Consider the following 21,142-nt stretch of genomic DNA (forward strand, 5'->3'; position numbering starts at 1 on the left):
TCAGGTCGTATGTTTATCGCGCTGTTTCATTTGTTCGATCGCCCAATCGGCCCAATCGGCATAGTTTTCCATCATGCGGATCGCATATTCACTCGTCAATAAGTACCCGAGCGTGTCCGCTTCCGATTGATGGGCTGCTTGGAACGCACGAATTTGATGTGCGACTTGTTCATGATGCGTTTTCGTCTCCTCGACGTAACGGATCGCCTCGTCGAGCGGGAGCAGTTGCAGCAGGCTGACGCGCAGCAGGTTCTCATCTTTCATCTTCGGCTGAAACGACGTCGGTTGTCTGAGCCAGTCAATCAACTCTTGACGTCCCGTCGCTGTGATCGAATAGATCTTCTTATCGGGAAGATCATGTTGGGTCACATGCTCTGACGAAACGAGGTGCTCGTCTTCCATCTTTAACAGCTCCCGATAAATCTGTGTATGATGGGCGTGCCAAAAGTGAATCATTTGCGCTTTGAACGTCGCGTTCAAGGCGTAGCCGGTCGCAGGCTGATGGGTCAACAACCCGAGTAGTGCATGACGTAACGCCATAACCATCACCATTCCCTTGCAGTTCAGTTTTTTTAAGTGTAGCACAATCTCTTGTAAGTCCGAGAATGTCAATCGGTTGACGGGCGCACCGAAGACACAGACAATGAGATAAAGGAGTGATCAATCATGAAACCAATACAATCTGAACAACAATTCCAAACTGCCATTCAAGATAAAGGAATGGTCATCTTCACGACGTCGTGGTGCCCGGACTGCCGCCGCCTCGACATGTACGTCGACGAACTCGTCAAAGACTACCCGCAATTCAACTGGTACGTCGTCGATCGCGACGAACTGCCTGAACTGTCTGACACGCAGGAAGTCCGTGGCATCCCGTCACTGCTCTTCTATAAAGAAGGCGTCAAACAAGAACACCTTCATTCGGCGCATGCGAAGACGGAAATGCAAATTCGGTCGTTCCTCGACACGTTGAACGCCTAATCAAAAGACGACCGCGGTCGTCTTTTTTAGTGCGTGAATTTCTGCATGTAGCGCCTGTCGATTTGGCGCTTGATCCAGTACGAACACCGGCCGTGCCACGTCAAGCGCCCAAACGTGAGTAAGGCGTGTCCCGGGGTCGTCAATAAAATATTGAGTGATGTCCGCTGTTTGTATGGCTTTTCGTCACCGAGGAGCGCTGACGCGACGTGACGGCCCGATCGGACCGCATCGACGCCTCCGTTCAAGCCCATTGCCATGTCCCCGGTGATGTAAATATCTTGATACGTCGTGTGACGCAAATAAGCGTCGGTCGGAATAAACGACCCTTCCTCGGCAAGGCCTGAGCGGTGCCACCACTCGACCGGCACGACTCCAGTCGCGTCAAGGACAAGACCGTCTGGTGCGTCCCCACCCTCATACTGTAGCGCGATCAGCGTCACCCCGCTTGCAACGAGACGACGGGCAATGTGACGACCGACCCGTTTCGGCAAGTCGGGCAAAATCTGCTTCGCATAGAGCGTGACGTGTTGCTTCGACCTCACGCAAGCGAAAGCGAGCTCGACACCAGCTTTGCCCCCTCCGACGATCGTGACCGCACGGCTCGCTTGAATGTGTTCGATCGCTACGTCCGTCATCGGTTTCAATCCCGTTCCGATCCCTCGGCTCTTCGCACCTGTCGCGAGCACGAGATGATCGTAAGCGATCATACCTTGATCGGTCTCGATGATTCGCTTGACCGGGTCGAGCGAGACGAGTCTGCTCGCGACCGGTGTGACGTCCGGCCGCAAGTTGACGACTGCCGAAGCCATCTCATTTGCGATCACTTGGGGGAACGCCCCGGTATAAATCGTTTCGTCAAGTCCGACATAACCGACCTCGTACCGTTCTCGCAACTGTTCGATCCGCGCTAAAATTTCAAGTTGTCCGTGACCGAGCCCGACTAGGACGAGCCGCGGCTTCATCGTAAAATCCGCCGTGCTTCCAACAGGCGTTGGCTGATCGTGAACACTTCGAGGATGAGGAACAGCGTCGCGACGACCCCGATCCACGACGGGAACAAAATCATGAGCGTGAACAAGATGAAGCACTCCGTCCGTTCAAGGAGGCCCGGTTGATAATAAAATGATTTCTCAGAACGTTTTGAACTGCTGGCTCCGACGGCGAGAAACAGCGTCATCGCAACGACGAAGGATCCGAGCAAGAAGAGAAAGACCGGCATGTGCTCAGGGTAACGAAGCGCCAGCGCGACGACGACCGAGATCTCGACGATGCGATCGAAGACGAGGTCGAGCACTGTGCCAAACCCCGTCTTCCGAGAGCGGCGCGCCATCGTCCCGTCAATGACATCGAGAAGACCCGACAACCAAAGCAGGGCGACCGCTGTCCAAAGCATGTCATTATAAATAAAGAACCCGACCGAGATCCCAATGACGCCTCCAAGGATTGTCACTTCATTCGGTGTGAAATTCCATTTTAGAAGCCGATCGGCCCCTCGTTCAACGATGGGACGAACCCAACGGCTTCCGTACGTGTCTAGCATCAAACCACTCCTTTTTTCTTCCGCAAATAGTAGGTCTCCCCGACCTGAAACGCTTCATCCCGGGGGAGAATGATGTACGTACCCGTCGCGAGGCGATACTCGCCTAGCTGATTGCCGAAGCGATTCAACTGTCGGACGAGTACGACAGGTTCGCCTACTTCTTCCGTCACTTCCATCATCGTCGCCGGATAAGACGAACCCGAAAGCTCGATAAAGTCTCCAAACGCCGGCTCAGTCTCGTATAGTTCGCCTGGCGTCCCCGTCGCTAGGACTAAGCCGTCCTCGAGCAACGTCACCCGATCGGCGACGAGCATCGCTTCTTCCCGATCGTGGGTCACGAGCAACGCCGTCAACTCGAGTTGTTGGACGAGGTCCCGGATCAGCCGCTGCAACTCGTACTTCAAATCCGGATCGAGATTCGTGAACGGCTCATCTAATAAAATGAGCCGCGGCTCGGCCGCAAGGGCACGGGCAAAACTGACACGCTGTTGCTCGCCTCCGGAAAGTTCGTGGATGTCATCGTCATATCGGCCCGGAAGGCGGACGCGGTCAAGCCACGCCTCTGCCTGCTCCCGGGACCGATTTTGAGTCGCGAGCGTCACGTTCTCCCCGACCGACAGATGCGGGAACAGAAGCGGTGATTGTGACAGCATCGTGATGCGCCGCTTGTGAGGAGGCGTCCCGAGGAGCGGCTCTCCGTCCCACGTCACCGTCCCCGTGTCTGCCGTCTCAAGTCCAGCGATAATCCGTAGCAACGTCGACTTCCCGGACCCGCTCACCCCGACAAGCGCATGGATCTCTTTCTTGTCAACGATCAGGTCGACCCCGTTCAACACGTCGCGTTGTTTAAAGTTTTTTTGTATTCCCGTAACGACTAAACTCATCTTAACCGCTCCTTCATAATTCGTACCGATACGCGAAACAATCCTCCGAGACCGATATACAACAAGACCGGCAACAAGATGAGGACCCACGTGTTTTGTAGTGCCAATGAAACGTCATTTCCCGCATACGATTGATACAGTTGTGTCGTGACGGTCGGGATGAGCCCTGCACCGATCAATTGCACGAGCACGAACTGACCGAGAACGATGACCGTCGAGAACAAGACGATCGTCCGCATCGTCGCCGCCAACAAAGGAAACAGCACCATGCTAAATCGAGGCAGCGGCGGCAGTGTCATCGTCTGCTCAAGGAGCGGGCGTCCGATCACATACATCGCATTGTAGGCGAGCCGGATCGAGTACGGGAGCGTCGAGACGAGCAAGACGAGCAAGACACCGGCATAAGTCCCGACGAGCCCGACGTTCGCGAGCACGATGTACATACCGAACATACTCGCCATGACCGGAATGAACAACGGGATAAAGACGAGCCATTCGACGAGTGTCCGCCACCTCGACTCTGTAAAAATCAGCCACCACGCTGTCCCAAGACCGAGCCAGACATTGATGACGGCCAAACTGATGACGTAGAACACCGTGTTCATGAGCACTTCATCCAATCGGATCGGAGAAGGCAAACCGAAGAGTAAGCCGAGAAACGGGAACAAGATGAAACTGATGATCAGGACCCGACTCATCGCCTCACCCCTTTTTCAATCCGGCGTCTTCGTTTGGCCGTAACGAGATACGATACAAAAGCCCCGACTGAGATCAATAGTGTCCAAACGAGTGCGACCGCGTAGGATTCATTCGCGTTTAAAAACAACCCTGTCGTCAGCCGTTCGTATGCGAGCACCCCGAGCAGCTCCGGGAATGTGACCCCGAGCAGGGCCGGTACCTCGTAAGCGAACGAGATGAACGCCACTAAAATCCAAAACGAGTCCAAGAGCGGCTTCAGTAAAAACGGCCACTCCGCGACTTTGAACTGCTCGAACCGTGTGAGTTGGAGCGTCTTCGCCATATCGAGATAGCCGCGATTCAGTTGCCCGTATGTGCCGAGCATCATCAAAAAGACGAACGGCACTTCTTTCCACACATACGTCAATATGACGACAAAGTGATGGCGCTCGTTCGCTTCCACAAGCCCGTAAAACGGAAAACCGCCCGAGAACAACAACAAAAATAAATACGCACCTGCGACATGCGGCACGAACATCGGCAATTTGAGCAGCGCTGAAAGCCAAACCGCCTCTCGAATCCGGACCGTTCGTGCCAACCACGTCCCGATGAGTAGCGAAATCGTCGTCGAGACGAGCGTCACGTAAAGCGTGACGGCTAAACTCGCCCGCCACGCCGCATCGCGCCAAAGTGACGTCCATTCGAATGAAGCGGTCTCACCGGCTAGAAACGCCAGACCGGCGAGCGGTAGCAACAAGACGATGACGCTCAAGCCGACGCTACCTCGCGACACGGGACCATCCCTCACGAACTTGATCGATCACGCTCGGTCCGAAGTCGGCAATCGAACGTTCGGCAAGTTGTTCAGGGTCTGGATACGTGACGCCCGTGTCCAGCTTGAGGAAGGCTTCCCGGTCCGCTCGTTCAAGCTTCGTCAAATCGAGCGACGTCCCGTCTCCCCAATACGTCGCATCTTGTTTGGCGAGTTGAGCTTCCGGTGACAACAATTCATTGATCACGACGAGGGCACCGTTCGGATTGCTTGCGTTGAACGGGACCGCGAGAAAATGCGTCGAGGCGATTGAATGGTCGAGGACGAGTGCACGCGTCTCGTCTGGAAACACGCCGTCGTTTCGCTCGGCCTCAGCACGACGCTCATTGAATCCCATCGTCATCCACACGTCACCTTTCGCATAAAGTTGATCGAGTTGGGCGAGCGACTTCGGATACGTCGCCCCTTGTTTCCACAGATTCGGTGACCACGTCGCGAGTTCATCCCAAAATGCATCCGGGATCGTTTGATCGCTCCGGATCGTTTCCCCGTACTCGGCATAGAGCAGATGGCGGACGAACGCGTTACCGGTGAAGTCTGTCACTTCAGGATACGTGAAACGACCCGGATTTGCTTCGGTCCAACGATGTAATTCTTCGAACGTCGCCGGAGGATTCGTCACTTTGTCGGCATCATAGTGCAGCACGAACTGAACGTTACCCCACGCCACCTCGAGTCCGTCGGTCGGCGTCCCGGCGTCGGTCGCTTGCGCGGTCTCGTTCAAAAGTGCTGCGTTCGGGATTTTATCGAGCAGGTCGCCTTGTAGAAGCTCCGCCTCGGCCGCGTTTCTAAAATTATCGCCATTGATCCACATGAGGTCGATCGTGCCCGCCTCTCGGTTCGAACGTTTATCGAGTGATAGTTGGCGAATAAATTCGGCCGTGTCCATCGGGACGCGATTCAACTCGATATCGTATGTTTCTTTCAGGCGCGGTGCGACGTAGTCATCGATGTAACGGTTGATGCCGTCGTCCCCACCCCACAAGTAAAAGTTGACCGTCGTTTGCTCAGCCTCTTGAACCGCCTCGTCAAACGTCGGGGCCAAGTCTGCTCCCATCGTCCCACAGGCGCTGAGGAAAACAAGCGCAAACAGCAGCCCAAATTGTCGTATTCGTCGCATCGTACTTCCCCTCTCTCTACTACTTTTTGTCAAATCCCCGTTTTGCCAACCGTTCGAACCAAATCGGGCACATTGCGTACAGTTTTCCGCCTAAGTCCATCCACCACGGGGCGTTGACTTCACGTTTCGACTGTTCAAACGCTGAGACGACCCGCTGTGCCAACTGATCTGGGTCGAGCATGATACGACGCACACTCTGTTCATAGCGACCCGTCTTATCAGCCCGATCAAAGAACGGCGTGTTGATCGGACCAGGATTGACTGTCAGTACATGGACACCTGCCGGCTTCAGCTCGAGCCGGAGCGCGTTTGAAAACTGGAGCAACGCCGCTTTCGATCCGGCGTACACGGCCGACTTCGGGGTCGGCACTTTGGCAGCTTGCGAGCAAACGTTTATGATCGTCCCGCCTCGCTTCATCCGGCGCCCACAGTCACGCGACATCACCATCGGCGCGATCGCGTTCAAGCGCATCGTCTCTTCGATGACGTCCGTCGTTTGATCAACGACCCGGTCAAACTCACCGACGCCGGCGTTGTTGACCCAACCGTCGATTGGTCCATATTTCTGTACGACATCGTCGACGAGCGTCTCATAACTTGTCAAAACATCCGTGACCATCCAGTCTGCAGATAGTTTCGTCCCGAGCTCTCGAAGGCGCGTCTCGTTTCTGGCAATTAACGTCAGCTTATAGCCCGCTGCCGAAAAAGAATGCGCCAAAGCGGCACCAAAGCCGCTCGACGCACCCGTGATCACAATATGTCTCATTCCATTGCTTCCTCCACTCTCACATAAATCCATTTGCCATCGGCTAACTGCTTGACGACATGACCGCGCTCCTCGAGCAATGTCAACCGCGCGAACACTTCGCTGAAGACAAGCGGCATCGCCCGGCGCATCTTCCGCCCGTACAGCCGCATCGACCAATCGAACACACTCAAGCCGTCGGCCCAGTCGTTCAGCAGCTGCTCGCTCCGTTCATAGCGTTGACTGATCCTTGATTCGATGAGTACCCGCGGATGCTGAATCGGATTGCCATGTCCGCTCACGACGAGCTTAATATCAAGCTCCTGTAACTTTCTAAGCGAGTCGAGATATAGTAAGACCGGTGACGCAAACCCTTCGTCCTCATACGGCTGTTCGATCAACGGGTTCGGTTCGACCGCATCGATCAAATGATCACCGGCAATCAAGACGCCGCCCGGTCCGAGAAGTCCGAGTTGATCGCTCGCGTGTCCCGGCAGATGAATCGTCTTCCATGCCCCGTCGCTCGTCACGTCTTGTCCCTCTTCGAACGTCATCGTGACGGTCGTCGGACCGATCCAACGTAGCGCCTCCCGGTAGTCGGGTAACTTGTTGATGATCGACTCCGGTGCCCCGAACCAATGAGCCAGTTCATATAAGAAGTGATTGCCTTTTTTAATAAAGTTCGGTGTCTGTTCCAAATAACGAACGAGCTTCTCGTGACCGTAGACTGGAATCGAGGCGTCCCGCAGCCGCCAAGCTTGACCGGCATGGTCGGCATGATGGTGCGTTAAAAATAGAAAATCGATATCCGCTAGCGTCAGTTCGAGTTCAGCCAATTCGCCGTTCAAGGACGCCCATGCCTCTTCCGTATCCGGGCCACAGTCGACCATGAAAAACCGGCCCCCATGCTCTACGATGTATACGTTCACGTTACCGACCTCAAACGGTGTCGGAATATCGAGTCTTGCCAGTTGGCTTGAAATCCAGTTCGCCACGTCCACACAACCCCTTCCACCTATCTTCATTCATTATACCTGTCAGAAAGAAGGGATTTCAATGGCACAAAAAAAGGAGGGGATTTCTCCCCTCCAATCGTTTATAAGTTAATGACGGTCACTTTATCGCGTGTCATCGTTTCAAGACTGCGTCCAATCCCTTGTACACCTAGACCTGATTGTTTCACACCGATGAACGGGAAGTGGTCAGGACCGCGTTCCGTCCGTCCGTTGACTTGGACCGTGCCGACTTCGAGCTTGTCGGCGACCGTGAACGCACTGTTCACGTTTTGTGTGAACACGCTCGCTTGAAGACCGAACTCTGACTCGTTCGTCAGTTCGATCATCTCGTCGAGCGAACTGACACGAATGATCGGAAGAACTGGTCCGAACGGCTCTTCCCAAGCGACACGCATCTCACGCGTGACATGGTCGAGCAGCGTCGGGTGGAGCAGGTTGCCGTCACGTTCGTTACCGTGGACGACCGTCGCATGCTTGTTGACGGCGTCGTCAATCAAGCCTTGAACGTAGTCAGCCGACTTTTTGTCGATGAGCGGGACGATGAAGCTGTTGTCAACTGGCGAACCAACCGTGAGCTTCTCGACACGCTGTTTCAACATGGCGACGAGTTCGTCCGCTTGATCTTCGAGCACGAAGACGCGTTTGATCGCCGTGCAACGCTGACCCGAGTAAGAGAATGCACCGCTGACGATTTGATCCGCCGCAAGCGTCATGTCCGCGTCTTCTAAGACGAGCGCCGGGTCTTTGCCGCCGAGCTCTAAGACGACCGGGACCATCGATGCCTGTTGTGACAAATGTTGACCGGTTCCTGTACCGCCTGTGAATGTGATCATGTCGACACCTGGGTGCGACGTCAAGTAGTCGCCGATGACCGAACCGCGACCCGTCACGAGGTTCAACAATCCGCTCGGAAGACCGGCGTCTTGCAGTGCCTCGACCATTTTGACACCACTGATCGCACCTTGTGTCGCCGGTTTGAAGACGACCGCGTTCCCAGTAATAAGGGCCGGGGCGATTTTAGCAGCGGCTAAGTTGACCGGATAGTTGAATGGTGAGATCGCGAGAACGACACCGAGTGCCTCTTTTTTGATGATCGCCATTTTATTCTTTGATCCGCCCGGGAACGAATCACCTTGCATGAATCCACCTGTGAAACGAAGTCCTTCCTCAGCCGTATAACGAATAATCTCAGCTGTGCGGACGACTTCTTTCTTCGCGTCGCTCAAGTTCTTCCCGACTTCGCGCATGATGATTTGACCGATCTCATCGACGCGTTCTTCGAGTTTGTCCGCCCATGCGTACAACAGCTCGGCGCGCTTGTTGACCGGAAGCGCCGCCCACTCTTGTTGTGCACGTTTAGCACCGTGAATCGCCTCGTCGACTTCGTCGCGCGACATCGCTTGGACGTGTCCGACGATTTCTTCTGTATAAGGTGAAACGAGTTCAATCGTCTCATTTGTTGTTGATTCTTGCCATTGCCCGTTAATTAAATATGGATATGTGTTCATACTCATAATCTCTATCTGCCTCCTGAGTAAGCTGTGATATCTCGTTGCCACCCTCATTGTATGCAAAATCAATTCCGTTGAACAACTATAAAGATTCAGTTTATGTAATGTAAACGGTTACTCCATGACTTTTCGTGATTTTTGACCTGACTTTGACACTTTTCAACTGAAGACTTTGATCGATTTGACCGATAGAGAGGAAGAGAGAACGCGATATAGGAGGGACCACCATTGAGCATGGATCATAATATTTTACTTGAAGCAGGTACGAACGAGTTAGAAATCGTCATTTTCCAGTCAGGCCCGTTTATTTTCGGGATTAACGTCATGAAGGTTCGCGAGATCATCACGATGCTTCCACTCACCCCGTTACCTGGAACGCCTGAGGCGATCATGGGGTTGATCGAACTACGCGGTGAAGTCATGACGGTCATCGATCTCCCGATGGTCATCGGCCATCCTCGTGAAGCCGGAGACGGGGATCGCTTGATCGTCTGTGAGTTTAACGGTGAGAAATCGGTGCTCCGAGTCGACCAAGTGACAGAGATCAAGCGCATCTCATGGGAACAGATCGATACACCGTCAGATCTCGCCCGCGGTGTCCAAGGCATCACGAACGGCGTCGTCAAAACAGGAGACCAAATGATCATTCTTCTCGACTATGAGCGCATCGCTCTCGAGTTGTCACGAAAAGACATCATGGCTCGTGAATCCGTCAAACGACTCGGTGCAAGGGAACGCTCGAACAAACAAGTGTGGATCGCAGAAGATTCGGAGATGCTCCGCACCTTGATCATCGACACGCTCGATGAGGCAGGCTACTTCAACACGACAATCTTCAACAACGGGAAAGAAGCGCTTGATGCGTTCGAGCAAGATGGTGTTGAGTGCGATCTGCTCATCACCGACATCGAGATGCCACAAATGGACGGGTTACATTTGACGAGACGGCTACGCGAAATGGACCGCTACGCGACGTTACCGATCGTAATTTTCTCGTCACTCATCTCAAACGACTTGAAACATAAAGGTGACGCCGTCGGGGCGAACGCACAAATCACGAAGCCTGAGATCGGCATGTTGATCGCGACGCTCGATGAGTTTTTAGCCTAATGACAAACGGAGGGGCCGCAAAATTGCGGCCCCTCTTTCATTACACCAATCGATTGAAATAGGCGTCCCACTCGACAGCGAACCGTTTCATTTGACGCTCGATGTCTTCAAGCACCGGTTCAAGGTTCTCGACCTCGTTCGTCTCACCGGCGAGTTCAAGTTGTTGGAAATGCGACGCCGTCTCGTCGAGTCCGACCGAATAAGATGCGCCCTTTAACAAGTGGGCGAGTTGTTCGATTTGTTCATGATCTTTCGTCTCGACTACGCGCTTTAATTCAGGAAACTTCGCCTCGAACTGCGCGACGTACGTCTCTGCAATCTTTTTCAGAAAATCTTTATTTCCACTTGCGATTTGATGGAGCTCTGCTAATTTCTCTTCGTTAAACAGAGCGTTTTGGGGTGTTTGAGTCACCTCCATCCCTCCTTCTACTCATTCCTTCTGACATTCTAACTCACTGTAGTATGTTTTCGAGAGAAAACAAAAAATCTCCTTCTTTGCGATTGCACTCTCCTACTCGCCTACCTATAATAAAGTTGAGCTAAGGTAGGAGGAAGATTATGCTAACGATTTACCGTACCGACGCATCTGGTCGTGTGCACGAGATCGAAGACTTTGACAAAGGAAGCTGGATCCAACTCGTCAATCCGACGAAAGACGAGGCCGATCAAGTCATTGCCGCCTCCGGCATTCCTGAAGACTTCGTGTACGACCCACTTGATATTGAAGAAAAGCCGCGTTTTGAGAAAGATGATGAAGGCCTGCTCATGATCATTGACGTTCCATACGTCGAAGAAGACGATACGGGACGTGCCTATAATACGATCCCACTCGGTATCATCGTCACGGGACGACATTTCATCACCGTCTGTTCGCGTGACCTCGATGTACTCAACTTGTTCGCTAACGGCAAAGCCCGCTTGTTCCGGACAAACTATCGCAGCCGGTTCGTCTTCCAGATTTTGCACCGAGTCAGCATGACGTACTTGCGGTTCCTCCGCCAGATCGACCGGCGAATGGAAGAGCTAGAGCAAGAACTTCAACGTTCGATGCGAAATCAGGAAATTTTCCAGTTGATGAACTTACAGAAGTCGCTCGTCTACTTCATGACGTCGCTCAAAGCGAATGACAGCGTCCTCGACCGCATCGTCAAGACGCCGAGTCTTGAGAAGCATGAAGAAGACGAAGACTTGTTAGAAGACGTATTCGTCGAGCATCGTCAGGCGATGGAGATGGCCTCGATTTATAACGACATCATCAGCATTAAGATGGATGCGTTCGGGTCGATCATCTCGAACAACGTCAACTTCGTCATGAAGTTCTTGGCGTCGATCACGATCGTGCTCAGTATTCCGACGATGATTTCCGGGATCTTTGGGATGAACGTCCAAGTCCCATGGGAAGGACAATCAATCGGTTTCGTGTTCGCACTTGCCATGATGGTCGGTTTTTCGAGTCTCGCCTTTTATATTTTATGGCGGAAACGTTATTTCTAGACAAAAGGATGAAATCGTCACGAGCGACGGTCTCATCCTTTTGTCGTTTAAGTAAGCTTTACCGTGACGAGGCACAAGTCGTCGTCAATCTCGATTTTCGGGACGAGCCGTTCGGCAACGTGACGGGAATAATCTAAGCCGTACGTGGCGATGTCTTTTTCAAGCCAACGGATGCCGTCATCGATGTCTTTGCTGTAACATTCCATCAGTCCGTCCGTATACATATGCAGGACCATACCTGGCGTGATCTTGATTTCTTTGGATTCATAGTTCGGTTCCTCGAACATGCCGACCGGCACTCCAGTCGTCTCGAGACGAGTCATCCCTTCCGGAGACGTCACGATCACAGGCGGATGGCCGGCATTGACGTACTCGATGCGTTGATTCGTCGTATCGATGTAACAATAGACGGCCGTGAAATAACTTTGCATATCGTCGCCTGAAAACAGGAACGTCATCTGTCGGTTCAGTTCGGTCATGACGTCGACCGGGTACTGGACGTTGGCGACAAGGCCCGGCAAGATCGAGCGGATTCCCATCGTGATCAAGGCTGAAGACACACCGTGACCCATCACGTCGAAGATGATGACGCCGTAACGATCAGGCGCGACTTGGAACCAGGCGTACATGTCACCCGCCAATTTTTTAGATGGCAGGTACAGCGCCCTCATATCGATTTCCGCGCTACTGATTGGTGGGGTCAGTGCGCTCTGCTGAATCTTTTGGGCCAAATCCAGGTCATATTGGAGACGCGCCTCATATTTTTTCCGTTCATCGACGGCCGCTTTGTAACGAAGCGCCGAGCGAATCCGGGCGAGGAGTTCGGTGATCTTGATCGGTTTCGTCGTATAGTCGGACGCTTCAGCGTCTAGCCCTTCGGCAATTTGCTTCTCTTCGGTCCGGCCCGACACCATGATTACCGGCAGTTCTTCATATCCTGTCATTTGTCGAATCCGTTTGCACGTTTCAATCCCTGAGATGCCCGGCATCTCGACATCGAGCAGGACGAGGTCATACAGCGACGGGGCTTGCGGGTCCATGAGGAGCGCGAGAGCATCTTCACCACTTGAGACCGAGACCGTCTCATAATCGTGTTGATGCAATAATTGTTCGAGAACCATCGTATTGACCGGTTCGTCGTCGACAATCAAAATCGCCATAGTCATCCCTACCTTCTCTGTCAGTGTTCTTCTATACGTTATTGTATCATATCTAATCAAGAGACCAACCATTTCAAACCTGTAACAGTTGTGAGAGACTCAAACATGGAGAACGTCTCAGATTTTTGTCATACTAAAAGAAAGAAAGCGAGGAATGCGCTATGGGATGGATATTTGCCGTGAGCGGATTGATTATTTTACTCGTCTTGGTCGCCTCTGTCGTCGTCATCCAAAAAGGATACGCCTACAAAGACAACAAAGACGACATCGTCCTCGATTACGATGAGATCAATCGTCGAATCTCTGAAAACGATCAGACCGATAAAAAATAGAGCCGTCCAGCCGGGCGACTCTTTTTTTTATTTGAACTCGAAGCGTAACGCCCCTTTTTCAAGATAGAGCGTGGCATCAAACGTCTTGTCGCCTTTTTTGAACGCATGAACATTCGACTGCCCACCGTTGATCATCTGTTTCAGTTCGTCTTTCGCGAGTCCGACGCCGAGCACTTGTTTCGACATCGTAAACTTGCAGCCCTCACGATACCCGCTGCACCCGATGAACTTCGGATGCTCGACAAGTCCTTTGCCACAGCTCGGGCAGACGCCGAACGACGCTTTTGGCCGCGAGGCAGCTTTCTTACCAAAGCGTCTCGGTTCAATCGTATAGCCTTCCGGATTCGCCGCCGCGACTCTCGCTTTGGCTTCTTCGACGAGATGAATCGACATCTTTTTCGCTTGGTCGATGAATTCGGCCGCAGACGCAGACGCCTGCCCGATCTCATGGAGCCGCTTCTCCCATTTCGCGGTCATGGCCGGCGAGGCGAGAATGCTGTCGCCGAGCACATCGATCAAAAGACGACCTTTATCGGTCGGAACGAGCTCTTTCTTTTGAAGTTCAACATACCCTCGCTTCTTCAAGCCGTCGATTATGTTCGCCCGAGTCGCTTCCGTGCCGAGCCCCTCGACTTCTTTCATGATATGGATCAGTTCCTCGTCGTCGAGCTGTTTCCCGGCGACTTTCATCGCCATGATGAGCGCCCCTTCCGTATACCGTTTTGGAGGCTCTGTCTGTTTCGATAACACTTCGACTTTCTTTTCAGTCAACGGCTCACCGGTTGTCAGCACCGGAAGCTCGACGTCTTTTGACTTCATCTCGACGACTTGACGGTACCCTGGGCTGACAACGACCGTCCCTTTTGCCCGGTATAAGTCTTCCCCGTCCATCAAGTCGACGGTCGTCTTCTCGAGTTTGGCCGGGGGGGCGAACGCTGCGAGAAAGCGGCGGTTGATCAAGTCATACAGCTTCGCCTCATCCCCGCTAAGTCGACCCACATCGCCGCACGCTTCGGTCGGAATGATCGCATAGTGATCGCTCACTTTTTTCGCGTTGACGTAGCGGCTGTTCCGGGACGGATTTTCAGTCAAGACGGCCGCAAGCCCGGCGTAAGCGGCAGACTTCAACAGTCTGGCTTTCGTCTGCGGGAACAGCGTTGCCTCGTCGGGCGTCACGAAACTAGAATCTGTCCGTGGATAACTGATCCACCCTTTCGTGTACAGCTTCTGGGCGATATCGAGCGTCTTCTTCGCCCCGAAACCAAAGCGTTTGCCGGCCTCAGCTTGGAGACCCGACAGACTGAACCAGAACGGAGGGTGTTCCACTTTCTCTTCTTTATCGATTGATTTTACAATCGCCGTCCCGGTCGCTCGGTTGACGACAGCGTCAGCTTGTTCACGCGTCTTCAACTTCGTCGTCTTGCCGAGCGTATATTTCGCTTTGAACGTGCCCCGTCCTTTTTGGAGCGTCGCTTCGACCTCGAAATAAAGCTCCGGGACGAACTGTTTGATTTCACGCTCCCGATTGACGATCAAGGCGAGCGTCGGCGTCTGGACGCGTCCGAGCGAGAATACGTCTTCAATCCCTATCGTCTTCAAGAGCGTCGTATACGCTCTTGATGCGTTCATGCCGACGAGCCAGTCGGCACAGGCGCGGCTCATCGCCTCGTGGTAATACGGAATCGTCTGGTCACCAGGCAACAGCTGGGAGAAACCGCGATCGACCGCCTGCTCGGTCAAACTCGAGATCCATAAGCGCTCGAGCGGTTTTTTGTTGCCCGCGAGCCTCAAGATGAGACGAACGATCGCCTCCCCTTCCCGCTCGGCGTCAGAAGCGATGATGACGTCCGTGATCGAGCGGTCGTGGAGCCATTTTTTGATTGTCTGGAACGGCTTCGACTTGCCCTGCGAGATGCGATAGTCGAACCGATCTGGGACGATCGGAAGTGATTCATACTTCCAAGACTTCCACTCCGGGCGGTAGTGGGACGGCTCTTGGAGTTCACATAAGTGCCCGACTGCCCAGACGACGATGGCACCTTCCGGGAAACGAGGGCATGCCGCGATTTCAATCTCGTCTTTTCTCTTTTTTGATGGATACGGTGCCGCCAGCTTTTGTGCCTGCGACGGTTTCTCCGCAATGATTAATCTCATGTGATCCCTACTTTCGTTGTCGTTCGAACGATCTCGTCGGAACGACACTTTCGAAAAAGAATGTTTTTTCTCGTATGTTTCATTATATCATTAGAGGAATATGTACAAAACCAAAGGGGGATGCCTGTTGTCTTATTTAATTTTATTTGCAGCCGTCTTTTTCCTGTCGACGAGCGTCTTGTTCGTCAAATGGACGTCCGCACCGGCGGAGACGGCCGCATTCTACCGTATGCTGTTCTCGAGCCTCATGTTGTTACCGTTTCTCGATTACCGCTCGCTCTTCTCGTTACGCTCGAACACCCGCTACGCGATCTTGCTCAGCGGGACGCTCCTCGCCTTCCATTTCTGGCTCTGGTTTTTATCGCTCGACTACACGACCGTCGCGAGTTCGACGTTGTTCGTGACGTCGAGCCCGATTTTCGTCCTCATCGGGAACGCCCTGTTCTTTAAAAAACATCCGACCCGAAAAGGTTTGGCGTTTGCGCTCGTCGCCGTCCTCGGCGGCATGCTCGTCGCAGCCGGTGATATCCAAATCGGTCGCGACGCGCTCTACGGGGATTTGCTCGCGCTTCTCGCCGCCTTGCTGATCGCCGGCTACTGGCTCGTCGGTCAACACATTCGGACCGAGATGAAGACGAACGACTACTCGTTCAGCGTCTATCTCGTCGCCACGTTCGTTCTCGGTTTCATGTTGCTCGTTCGGGACACGACATTCGTCGGCTTCGAAGCGGTGAATTGGTGGTATTTCATCGCTCTCGCCTTCTTCCCGACGCTCCTCGGCCATAACTTGTTCAACTACGCCCTCGCCCGCGTCAGTGCGACCGTCGTCAGCATCACCATCCTCGGTGAAGCGCTCTGGGGCATGCTATTCGGCTTCGTCTTCTTCGAGGAACGGCTCGGCGTGATGCAATGGATCGGCGCGGCCGTCTTGCTCGGTGGGATTTACTTATTCCTAAAAGAAGACGCCCGTTCAACAAGAACGGACGTCGTTTCATAAATTGGTCGCTTTCGCTTCTACCTCATCTTCTGACGGACGGAACAGCAGTTTCCGGTCCCAAATCGCCATGCCGACCGCTGTCAGGAAGGTCAAGCCGTCGGCGATCGGGAAGGCGAGCCAAACACCGAACACACCGAAGAAGTTCGGTAAGATAAACACGAGCGGAATCGTAAAGAGCGTCTGTCGAGACAACGACAAGAACATCGCGACCCGGGCTTTCCCGAGTGATTGATAGATGCCGTTGACAAGCATTTGGACGCTCGTTAAAAACGAGACAGCGAACAGGACATGAATCGCCGTCACCCCGCCAGCAATCAAGTTCGCGTCGGACGTGAACATGCGCATGAGCGGTTCCGGGAACAGCTGGAGCGTCAGCCAGATGAAGACCGCAATCGCGATTCCGGCCCGTAGCGCCGTCCAAATCGTCTCGCGCATCCGCTCGAACTGTCGCGCCCCGAAGTTATAGCCGACTATCGGTTGCATGCCTTGTACGATGCCCATGATCGGCATCCCGACGAGCGCCATGAACTTATTCAAAATGGCGAACGTGGCCAATTCTTGGGTCCCACCATACGTCCCGAGCATGATGTTGACGAAGACGAACAAGATCGATTGCGACACCATCATGACGAACGAGGATGACCCGATTGCCATAATCTCCTTCAACTCGCCGAACCGCAGCCGAAACTTCCGCCATTGGAAGTTGAGCTCGGTCCGGCGATTTTTTGCGAAGAAGAAGCGTAACATGAGCACCGATCCGACGACTTGAGCGAGCGCCGTCGACCAGGCCGCCCCGTAAATACCCCATCCGAACGTGAAGATGAACAGCGGCGTCGTCACCAAGTTGACGACGACGGTCGTGAGCATCACTTTCATCTGATAAGGTGCTTGTCCTTCGGCCCGCACCATCGCGCTCGCCGCGAGCGTGAACATGAAGAACGGCGAACTGATCAGCGTGACCGATAAGTATTGACGACTCAATTCCATGATCTCCGACGTCGCCCCGAACACAGTCAAGATCGAGTCGAGCATGAAGATGGCCGAACTGACCGCGAACGCGGCGAACACGCCTACGAGCACGAGCACGTTCATGAACGTGACGGCGGCACCGGCGTCATCTCCTTTGCCGAGTTTCCGCGAACTGATTGAGGCCCCGCCGAGACCGACCGCACTCGAGACGGCCATTAGAATCATTTGAATCGGGAACGCGATCCCGATCGCGGCCACGGCAGCAGGGCCGATGCCACGCGAGACGAAAATCGTGTCAATTATATTATAGAGCGCCGTCACCAGCATACCGATCATCGCCGGCAGCGACAGCTTGAACAGCAGGCGTCCGATCGGATCGGTCCGGAGTTGCTCCGTGTTCTGATTCATCCTTCCATCCCCTTTTTCGTATATGTTAATAGGGTAGCAAGATTGGATGGAACGGTCGACTATGTTGCCTTGACGGATGTGTCAACGGGCACTCGAAGCGGGAACTTTCACTGCTGCCACTTTTCGTTTTCGCATGATGAAGTCGGTCGCGACAGGTTGGTCGACTTTGACGCGTACCGTCATCATCGCCTGGTTCGCCGTCTCGAGCGGCATCCCGGTCTCATCGAATAACTCGTCGATCCGTTGCGTGAAGCGGACGAACCCGGGGCCGAAGAATTCGACTTCTTCTCCGCGGCGGAAATGGTTACGCTGCTCTAGCATCGCCATGCCTGTCGACGCTTCATACGAGATGACGCGCGCTGCGAACGCATATTGCGGGATGGAACGCGGTTTGCCGAACAGTTGCTCTTTCTCGGTCGGGATGCCGTAATAGAACCCGCTCGCGAGCTCCCGTTGCGCCGCTTTCCAAATCTCTTCTTCCCATGCTGGGTCGAAGACGAATCCTTCAGGATCCGCGCAGTAGGCATCGATGACTTGACGATAGACGTTACAGACGGTCGCCACGTAATGGATCGACTTCATCCGTCCCTCGACTTTCAAGCTATCGACGCCGGCATCGACCAAATCGGGTATGTGCCGGACCATCGCAAGATCGACCGAACTCATCGAGAACGGTTCCTCATCGCGCGCTGCCATGTCGTCTGTCAACAACTCATCCGCCTCGAAGAAGCCGTATTTCCAGCGGCACGACTGGGCACAGCCGCCGCGGTTCGCATCGCGGAGCGCCATATGGTTCGACAGCGTGCAACGTCCCGAGTAGGAGATACACATCGCGCCATGGACGAACGCCTCGATCTCGACGTCGACTTGACGCTTCATCTCTTTGATCTCTTCCATCGATACTTCACGGGCGAGGACGATTCGCTCTAGCCCTTCCTCTTGCCAAAAACGGAGCGTCTCGTAGTTCGTCGCCGACGCCTGGGTCGACAAATGGACTGGAAGACCGGGCGCGTCCGTTAGACAGACCTCGATCATGGCCGGGTCCGAGACGATGACGGCGTCGATGCCGATGTCACGGAGTCGACAGAAGAAATCGCCCGCGCCATCGATATCCCCTTCATGGGTCACCATGTTCGCGGCGACATACACTTTCGCCCCGCGCTCGTGCGCGAATGCGACGCCTTCAGTCATCTCCTCGTATCCGAAGTTGCCGGCCCGCGAGCGGAGCCCGAACTGTTGACCACCGATAAAGACCGCATCGGCCCCGTAAAGAATCGCCATCTTTAATTTTTCTAAGTTTCCTGCCGGAGCTAGTAGTTCTGGACGTTTTTTCATCTTGATCCCCTCACTTGATCTCTTCTGGATTTCGTAACAGCAGTCCGGTCCCAAGCCGGAATTGTTCAGGTTGGAGTTCGGCGAGACGCCGTTCCATGAGCGTGCGGTCGAACTGGCCATTCAACAAATCGGACCGGGCTTTGTCGAACAGACGGACGATGTCGACGAACGCGTCCCCGGCATGCCATCCTTCGAGTTTCCACGTATGCAGTCCGCCTTTTAAGAGCACCGGCAATTGACCCATGAGCGTCAAATCTTCGGAGAAGACGTGCGTCCCATTGTCGTCTTGGTAGACGGGATAGCGACTGTCCGCATCAGACGGTTCGCTCATATAGTACTCGCGCGCTTCCGCGTCCCCTCTCGACCGACCGATCTCATTGAAATAGTTCGTCAATAGCGGTCGTTTCGAGTGATGGATACATGTTGGTCCGTACACTTGAACCTCGACGGGGAGCCCGATCTGCTGTTGAATCATCCCGAGTTCGGTCAGTGTCACTTCACGGGCCGCGACCGCCCCGATGGCGTCGCGCTTACCCCAAAATTGAATGTGTCGCGCCGACGTGACGAGCGTTTGAGCATCGTACCAATAGGGGATATTGGCATTACGGATCAAGCGGATCGCACCTGGATCGCCCGCCGTCACACTGTCGATCCCGATTTGCTTGAGCGCGTGTAAATAATCCGGCAACGCCTCGATTTGATTGTTATGCATCAAATTATTGACGGCAACCGTCACTTCTTTGCCGTAACGACGGGCGAGCGCTGTGACTTCTCTCACAGCCGGAAGCGACCAGTCACCTTTATGGCGTAAACCAAACGTCGACTCTCCGATATATAGACGGTCTGTCCCCGCCATGATCAGCGCCTCTGCTTGTTCGACGCTTTGTGCTGTAGTAACTAGCTGAATCATCATCTGTTTTTTCTCCTGACTTTGTGAGTCTAATCACATATTCTTGATATACTTTAGCACACGTTCAACCGTGTCGACGAAGCAGGAATTTAACAACTAGTGAAGAAATCAGTAACAATGTATGACTTTTTTAATTGAAGGAGTGGACGATTTTGACAAAAACAGCCTTGATTACCGGTGCCTCGACAGGCATCGGTCTAGACCTCGCCGTCTTAGCGGCCCGAGATGGATTCGACTGTATTCTCGTAGCTCGTAACGAGCCACGGTTACATGAACTCAAAAAAGTACTTGAAAAACGATACACGATTAACGTGCACGTGTTCGCCCTCGACTTATCTGAACACAACGCCGTGAAACGGTTGACGAACGCGATTGACGACGCCGGGCTCACGGTCGATTTTTTAATCAATAACGCTGGTTTCGGTACGGCCGGCGAGTTTATCGAACTCGATGCGGAAACCGAGGCTGAAGAGGTCAGGTTGAACGTCAACGCCTTGACCGAGTTGACGAAAGCGTACTTGCCTGACATGGTCGCCCGCAATCACGGCTACGTCCTAAACGTCGCCTCTGTCGCCGCATTCCAGCCGGGACCGTATATGGCCGTCTATTACGCGACAAAAGCGTACGTCTTATCACTCACAGAAGCGCTCCATGCCGAGACGAAAGGCACAGGCGTAAACGTCAGCGTCCTTTGCCCGGGTCCGACCGACACCGGTTTCTTTAACCGGGCCGGCAGTGAAATGATGGTATCGAAAATGCCGTCTCATCTCGTCGCTTTCTTTGGTTATAAGGGCGTTATGAAAAATAAACGGGTCATCATCCCGGGCTTGTCGAACCAAGCGCTCGTCGGACTCGCGAAAATTATGCCGCGAGCGGTCAGTCTCGAAATTTTACGTCGCTTCCAAAAACCGACAGATGCCTCGGTCGAACAGCTCCCGACATCTTGAACCTAAAAAAGCAGAGCGA

The 21,142-nt window shown here is 53.7% G+C and carries 22 protein-coding genes; 6 read left to right on the plus strand and 16 right to left on the minus strand.

From position 1 onward, the window contains the following. Entirely contained in the window at positions 1-540 is a 540-nt protein-coding gene (locus A6395_RS02020) for a PadR family transcriptional regulator (protein ID WP_071397683.1), read from the minus strand. Positions 541-666: 126 nt separating this feature from the next. On the opposite strand from A6395_RS02020, the gene A6395_RS02025 reads away from it, so the two are divergent. Beyond that, positions 667-981 (plus strand): thioredoxin family protein, encoded by a 315-nt coding sequence (locus A6395_RS02025; RefSeq protein ID WP_071397668.1) that lies wholly within the window; start codon positions 667-669, stop codon positions 979-981. A gap of 26 nt (positions 982-1,007) precedes the next feature. On the opposite strand, the gene A6395_RS02030 is transcribed toward A6395_RS02025, so the two are convergent. The 9 genes from A6395_RS02030 to A6395_RS02070 form a co-directional block, all read right to left on the minus strand. After that, on the minus strand, positions 1,008-1,943 hold the full coding sequence (locus tag A6395_RS02030) for an NAD(P)/FAD-dependent oxidoreductase (RefSeq protein ID WP_071397669.1): 936 nt from the start codon (positions 1,941-1,943) through the stop codon (positions 1,008-1,010). Continuing rightward, positions 1,940-2,521: a CDP-alcohol phosphatidyltransferase family protein gene (locus tag A6395_RS02035; protein ID WP_071397670.1), complete on the minus strand. Its 582-nt coding sequence runs from the start codon at positions 2,519-2,521 to the stop codon at positions 1,940-1,942. Before A6395_RS02035 ends, A6395_RS02030 begins: the two co-directional genes overlap by 4 nt. Next, positions 2,521-3,405 (minus strand): ABC transporter ATP-binding protein, encoded by an 885-nt coding sequence (locus A6395_RS02040; protein WP_071397671.1) that lies wholly within the window; start codon positions 3,403-3,405, stop codon positions 2,521-2,523. Before A6395_RS02040 ends, A6395_RS02035 begins: the two co-directional genes overlap by 1 nt. Then, positions 3,402-4,103: an ABC transporter permease family protein gene (locus A6395_RS02045; RefSeq protein ID WP_071397672.1), complete on the minus strand. Its 702-nt coding sequence runs from the start codon at positions 4,101-4,103 to the stop codon at positions 3,402-3,404. Before A6395_RS02045 ends, A6395_RS02040 begins: the two co-directional genes overlap by 4 nt. Further along, a complete protein-coding gene (locus A6395_RS02050; protein ID WP_070327101.1) occupies positions 4,100-4,876 on the minus strand; it encodes an ABC transporter permease in 777 nt (258 codons plus the stop codon). Before A6395_RS02050 ends, A6395_RS02045 begins: the two co-directional genes overlap by 4 nt. Further along, positions 4,863-6,035 (minus strand): ABC transporter substrate-binding protein, encoded by a 1,173-nt coding sequence (locus A6395_RS02055; RefSeq protein ID WP_071397673.1) that lies wholly within the window; start codon positions 6,033-6,035, stop codon positions 4,863-4,865. Before A6395_RS02055 ends, A6395_RS02050 begins: the two co-directional genes overlap by 14 nt. A gap of 19 nt (positions 6,036-6,054) precedes the next feature. Beyond that, positions 6,055-6,801, minus strand: a complete 747-nt coding sequence (locus A6395_RS02060) for an SDR family NAD(P)-dependent oxidoreductase (protein WP_071397674.1) — start codon at positions 6,799-6,801, stop codon at positions 6,055-6,057. Further along, on the minus strand, positions 6,798-7,775 hold the full coding sequence (locus A6395_RS02065; protein WP_236633373.1) for an MBL fold metallo-hydrolase: 978 nt from the start codon (positions 7,773-7,775) through the stop codon (positions 6,798-6,800). Before A6395_RS02065 ends, A6395_RS02060 begins: the two co-directional genes overlap by 4 nt. A gap of 101 nt (positions 7,776-7,876) precedes the next feature. After that, positions 7,877-9,313, minus strand: a complete 1,437-nt coding sequence (locus A6395_RS02070; RefSeq protein ID WP_071397684.1) for an NADP-dependent glyceraldehyde-3-phosphate dehydrogenase — start codon at positions 9,311-9,313, stop codon at positions 7,877-7,879. Positions 9,314-9,541: 228 nt separating this feature from the next. On the opposite strand from A6395_RS02070, the gene A6395_RS02075 reads away from it, so the two are divergent. Then, positions 9,542-10,417 carry a chemotaxis protein CheV gene (locus A6395_RS02075; protein WP_084812901.1) on the plus strand — a complete coding sequence of 292 codons (876 nt, stop codon included), beginning with the start codon at positions 9,542-9,544 and terminating at the stop codon, positions 10,415-10,417. A 40-nt stretch (positions 10,418-10,457) separates the two neighbouring features. Here the strand turns inward: A6395_RS02075 and A6395_RS02080 are convergent, their stop codons facing one another. After that, positions 10,458-10,835, minus strand: coding sequence for an Hpt domain-containing protein (locus tag A6395_RS02080; protein ID WP_071397677.1), 378 nt, complete (start codon positions 10,833-10,835; stop codon positions 10,458-10,460). Between the two features lie 140 nt (positions 10,836-10,975). Here A6395_RS02080 and A6395_RS02085 point away from each other — a divergent pair, with 140 nt between their 5' ends. Continuing rightward, positions 10,976-11,911, plus strand: a complete 936-nt coding sequence (locus A6395_RS02085; protein WP_071397678.1) for a magnesium transporter CorA family protein — start codon at positions 10,976-10,978, stop codon at positions 11,909-11,911. Between the two features lie 47 nt (positions 11,912-11,958). Here the strand turns inward: A6395_RS02085 and A6395_RS02090 are convergent, their stop codons facing one another. Then, positions 11,959-13,071, minus strand: a complete 1,113-nt coding sequence (locus tag A6395_RS02090) for a PP2C family protein-serine/threonine phosphatase (protein WP_071397679.1) — start codon at positions 13,069-13,071, stop codon at positions 11,959-11,961. Between the two features lie 161 nt (positions 13,072-13,232). Between A6395_RS02090 and ytzI the strand changes: the two genes are divergently transcribed. Then, positions 13,233-13,403, plus strand: coding sequence for a YtzI protein (gene ytzI, locus A6395_RS15850; RefSeq protein ID WP_141737204.1), 171 nt, complete (start codon positions 13,233-13,235; stop codon positions 13,401-13,403). A gap of 27 nt (positions 13,404-13,430) precedes the next feature. Here ytzI and A6395_RS02095 read toward each other — a convergent pair whose 3' ends face one another. Continuing rightward, positions 13,431-15,557 carry a DNA topoisomerase III gene (locus A6395_RS02095; protein ID WP_071397680.1) on the minus strand — a complete coding sequence of 709 codons (2,127 nt, stop codon included), beginning with the start codon at positions 15,555-15,557 and terminating at the stop codon, positions 13,431-13,433. 127 nt (positions 15,558-15,684) lie between these two features. On the opposite strand from A6395_RS02095, the gene A6395_RS02100 reads away from it, so the two are divergent. Next, positions 15,685-16,554: a DMT family transporter gene (locus A6395_RS02100; protein WP_236633681.1), complete on the plus strand. Its 870-nt coding sequence runs from the start codon at positions 15,685-15,687 to the stop codon at positions 16,552-16,554. Here the strand turns inward: A6395_RS02100 and A6395_RS02105 are convergent. From A6395_RS02105 to A6395_RS02115, 3 genes are all read right to left on the minus strand, one after another. Further along, entirely contained in the window at positions 16,549-17,931 is a 1,383-nt protein-coding gene (locus tag A6395_RS02105; RefSeq protein WP_070327091.1) for an MATE family efflux transporter, read from the minus strand. The two genes, A6395_RS02100 and A6395_RS02105, sit on opposite strands and share 6 nt — an antisense overlap. An 81-nt stretch (positions 17,932-18,012) precedes the next feature. Continuing rightward, positions 18,013-19,266 carry a peptidase U32 family protein gene (locus A6395_RS02110; RefSeq protein ID WP_071397681.1) on the minus strand — a complete coding sequence of 418 codons (1,254 nt, stop codon included), beginning with the start codon at positions 19,264-19,266 and terminating at the stop codon, positions 18,013-18,015. A 10-nt stretch (positions 19,267-19,276) separates the two neighbouring features. Beyond that, positions 19,277-20,179 carry a peptidase U32 family protein gene (locus A6395_RS02115; RefSeq protein WP_084812902.1) on the minus strand — a complete coding sequence of 301 codons (903 nt, stop codon included), beginning with the start codon at positions 20,177-20,179 and terminating at the stop codon, positions 19,277-19,279. A gap of 149 nt (positions 20,180-20,328) precedes the next feature. Between A6395_RS02115 and A6395_RS02120 the strand changes: the two genes are divergently transcribed. Next, positions 20,329-21,123: an SDR family NAD(P)-dependent oxidoreductase gene (locus A6395_RS02120; protein ID WP_241762981.1), complete on the plus strand. Its 795-nt coding sequence runs from the start codon at positions 20,329-20,331 to the stop codon at positions 21,121-21,123. The last annotated feature ends 19 nt before the right edge of the window (positions 21,124-21,142 follow it).

The organism is Exiguobacterium sp. SH31 (genome assembly GCF_001816105.1).
GTDB classification, from domain to species: domain Bacteria; phylum Bacillota; class Bacilli; order Exiguobacteriales; family Exiguobacteriaceae; genus Exiguobacterium; species Exiguobacterium aurantiacum_A.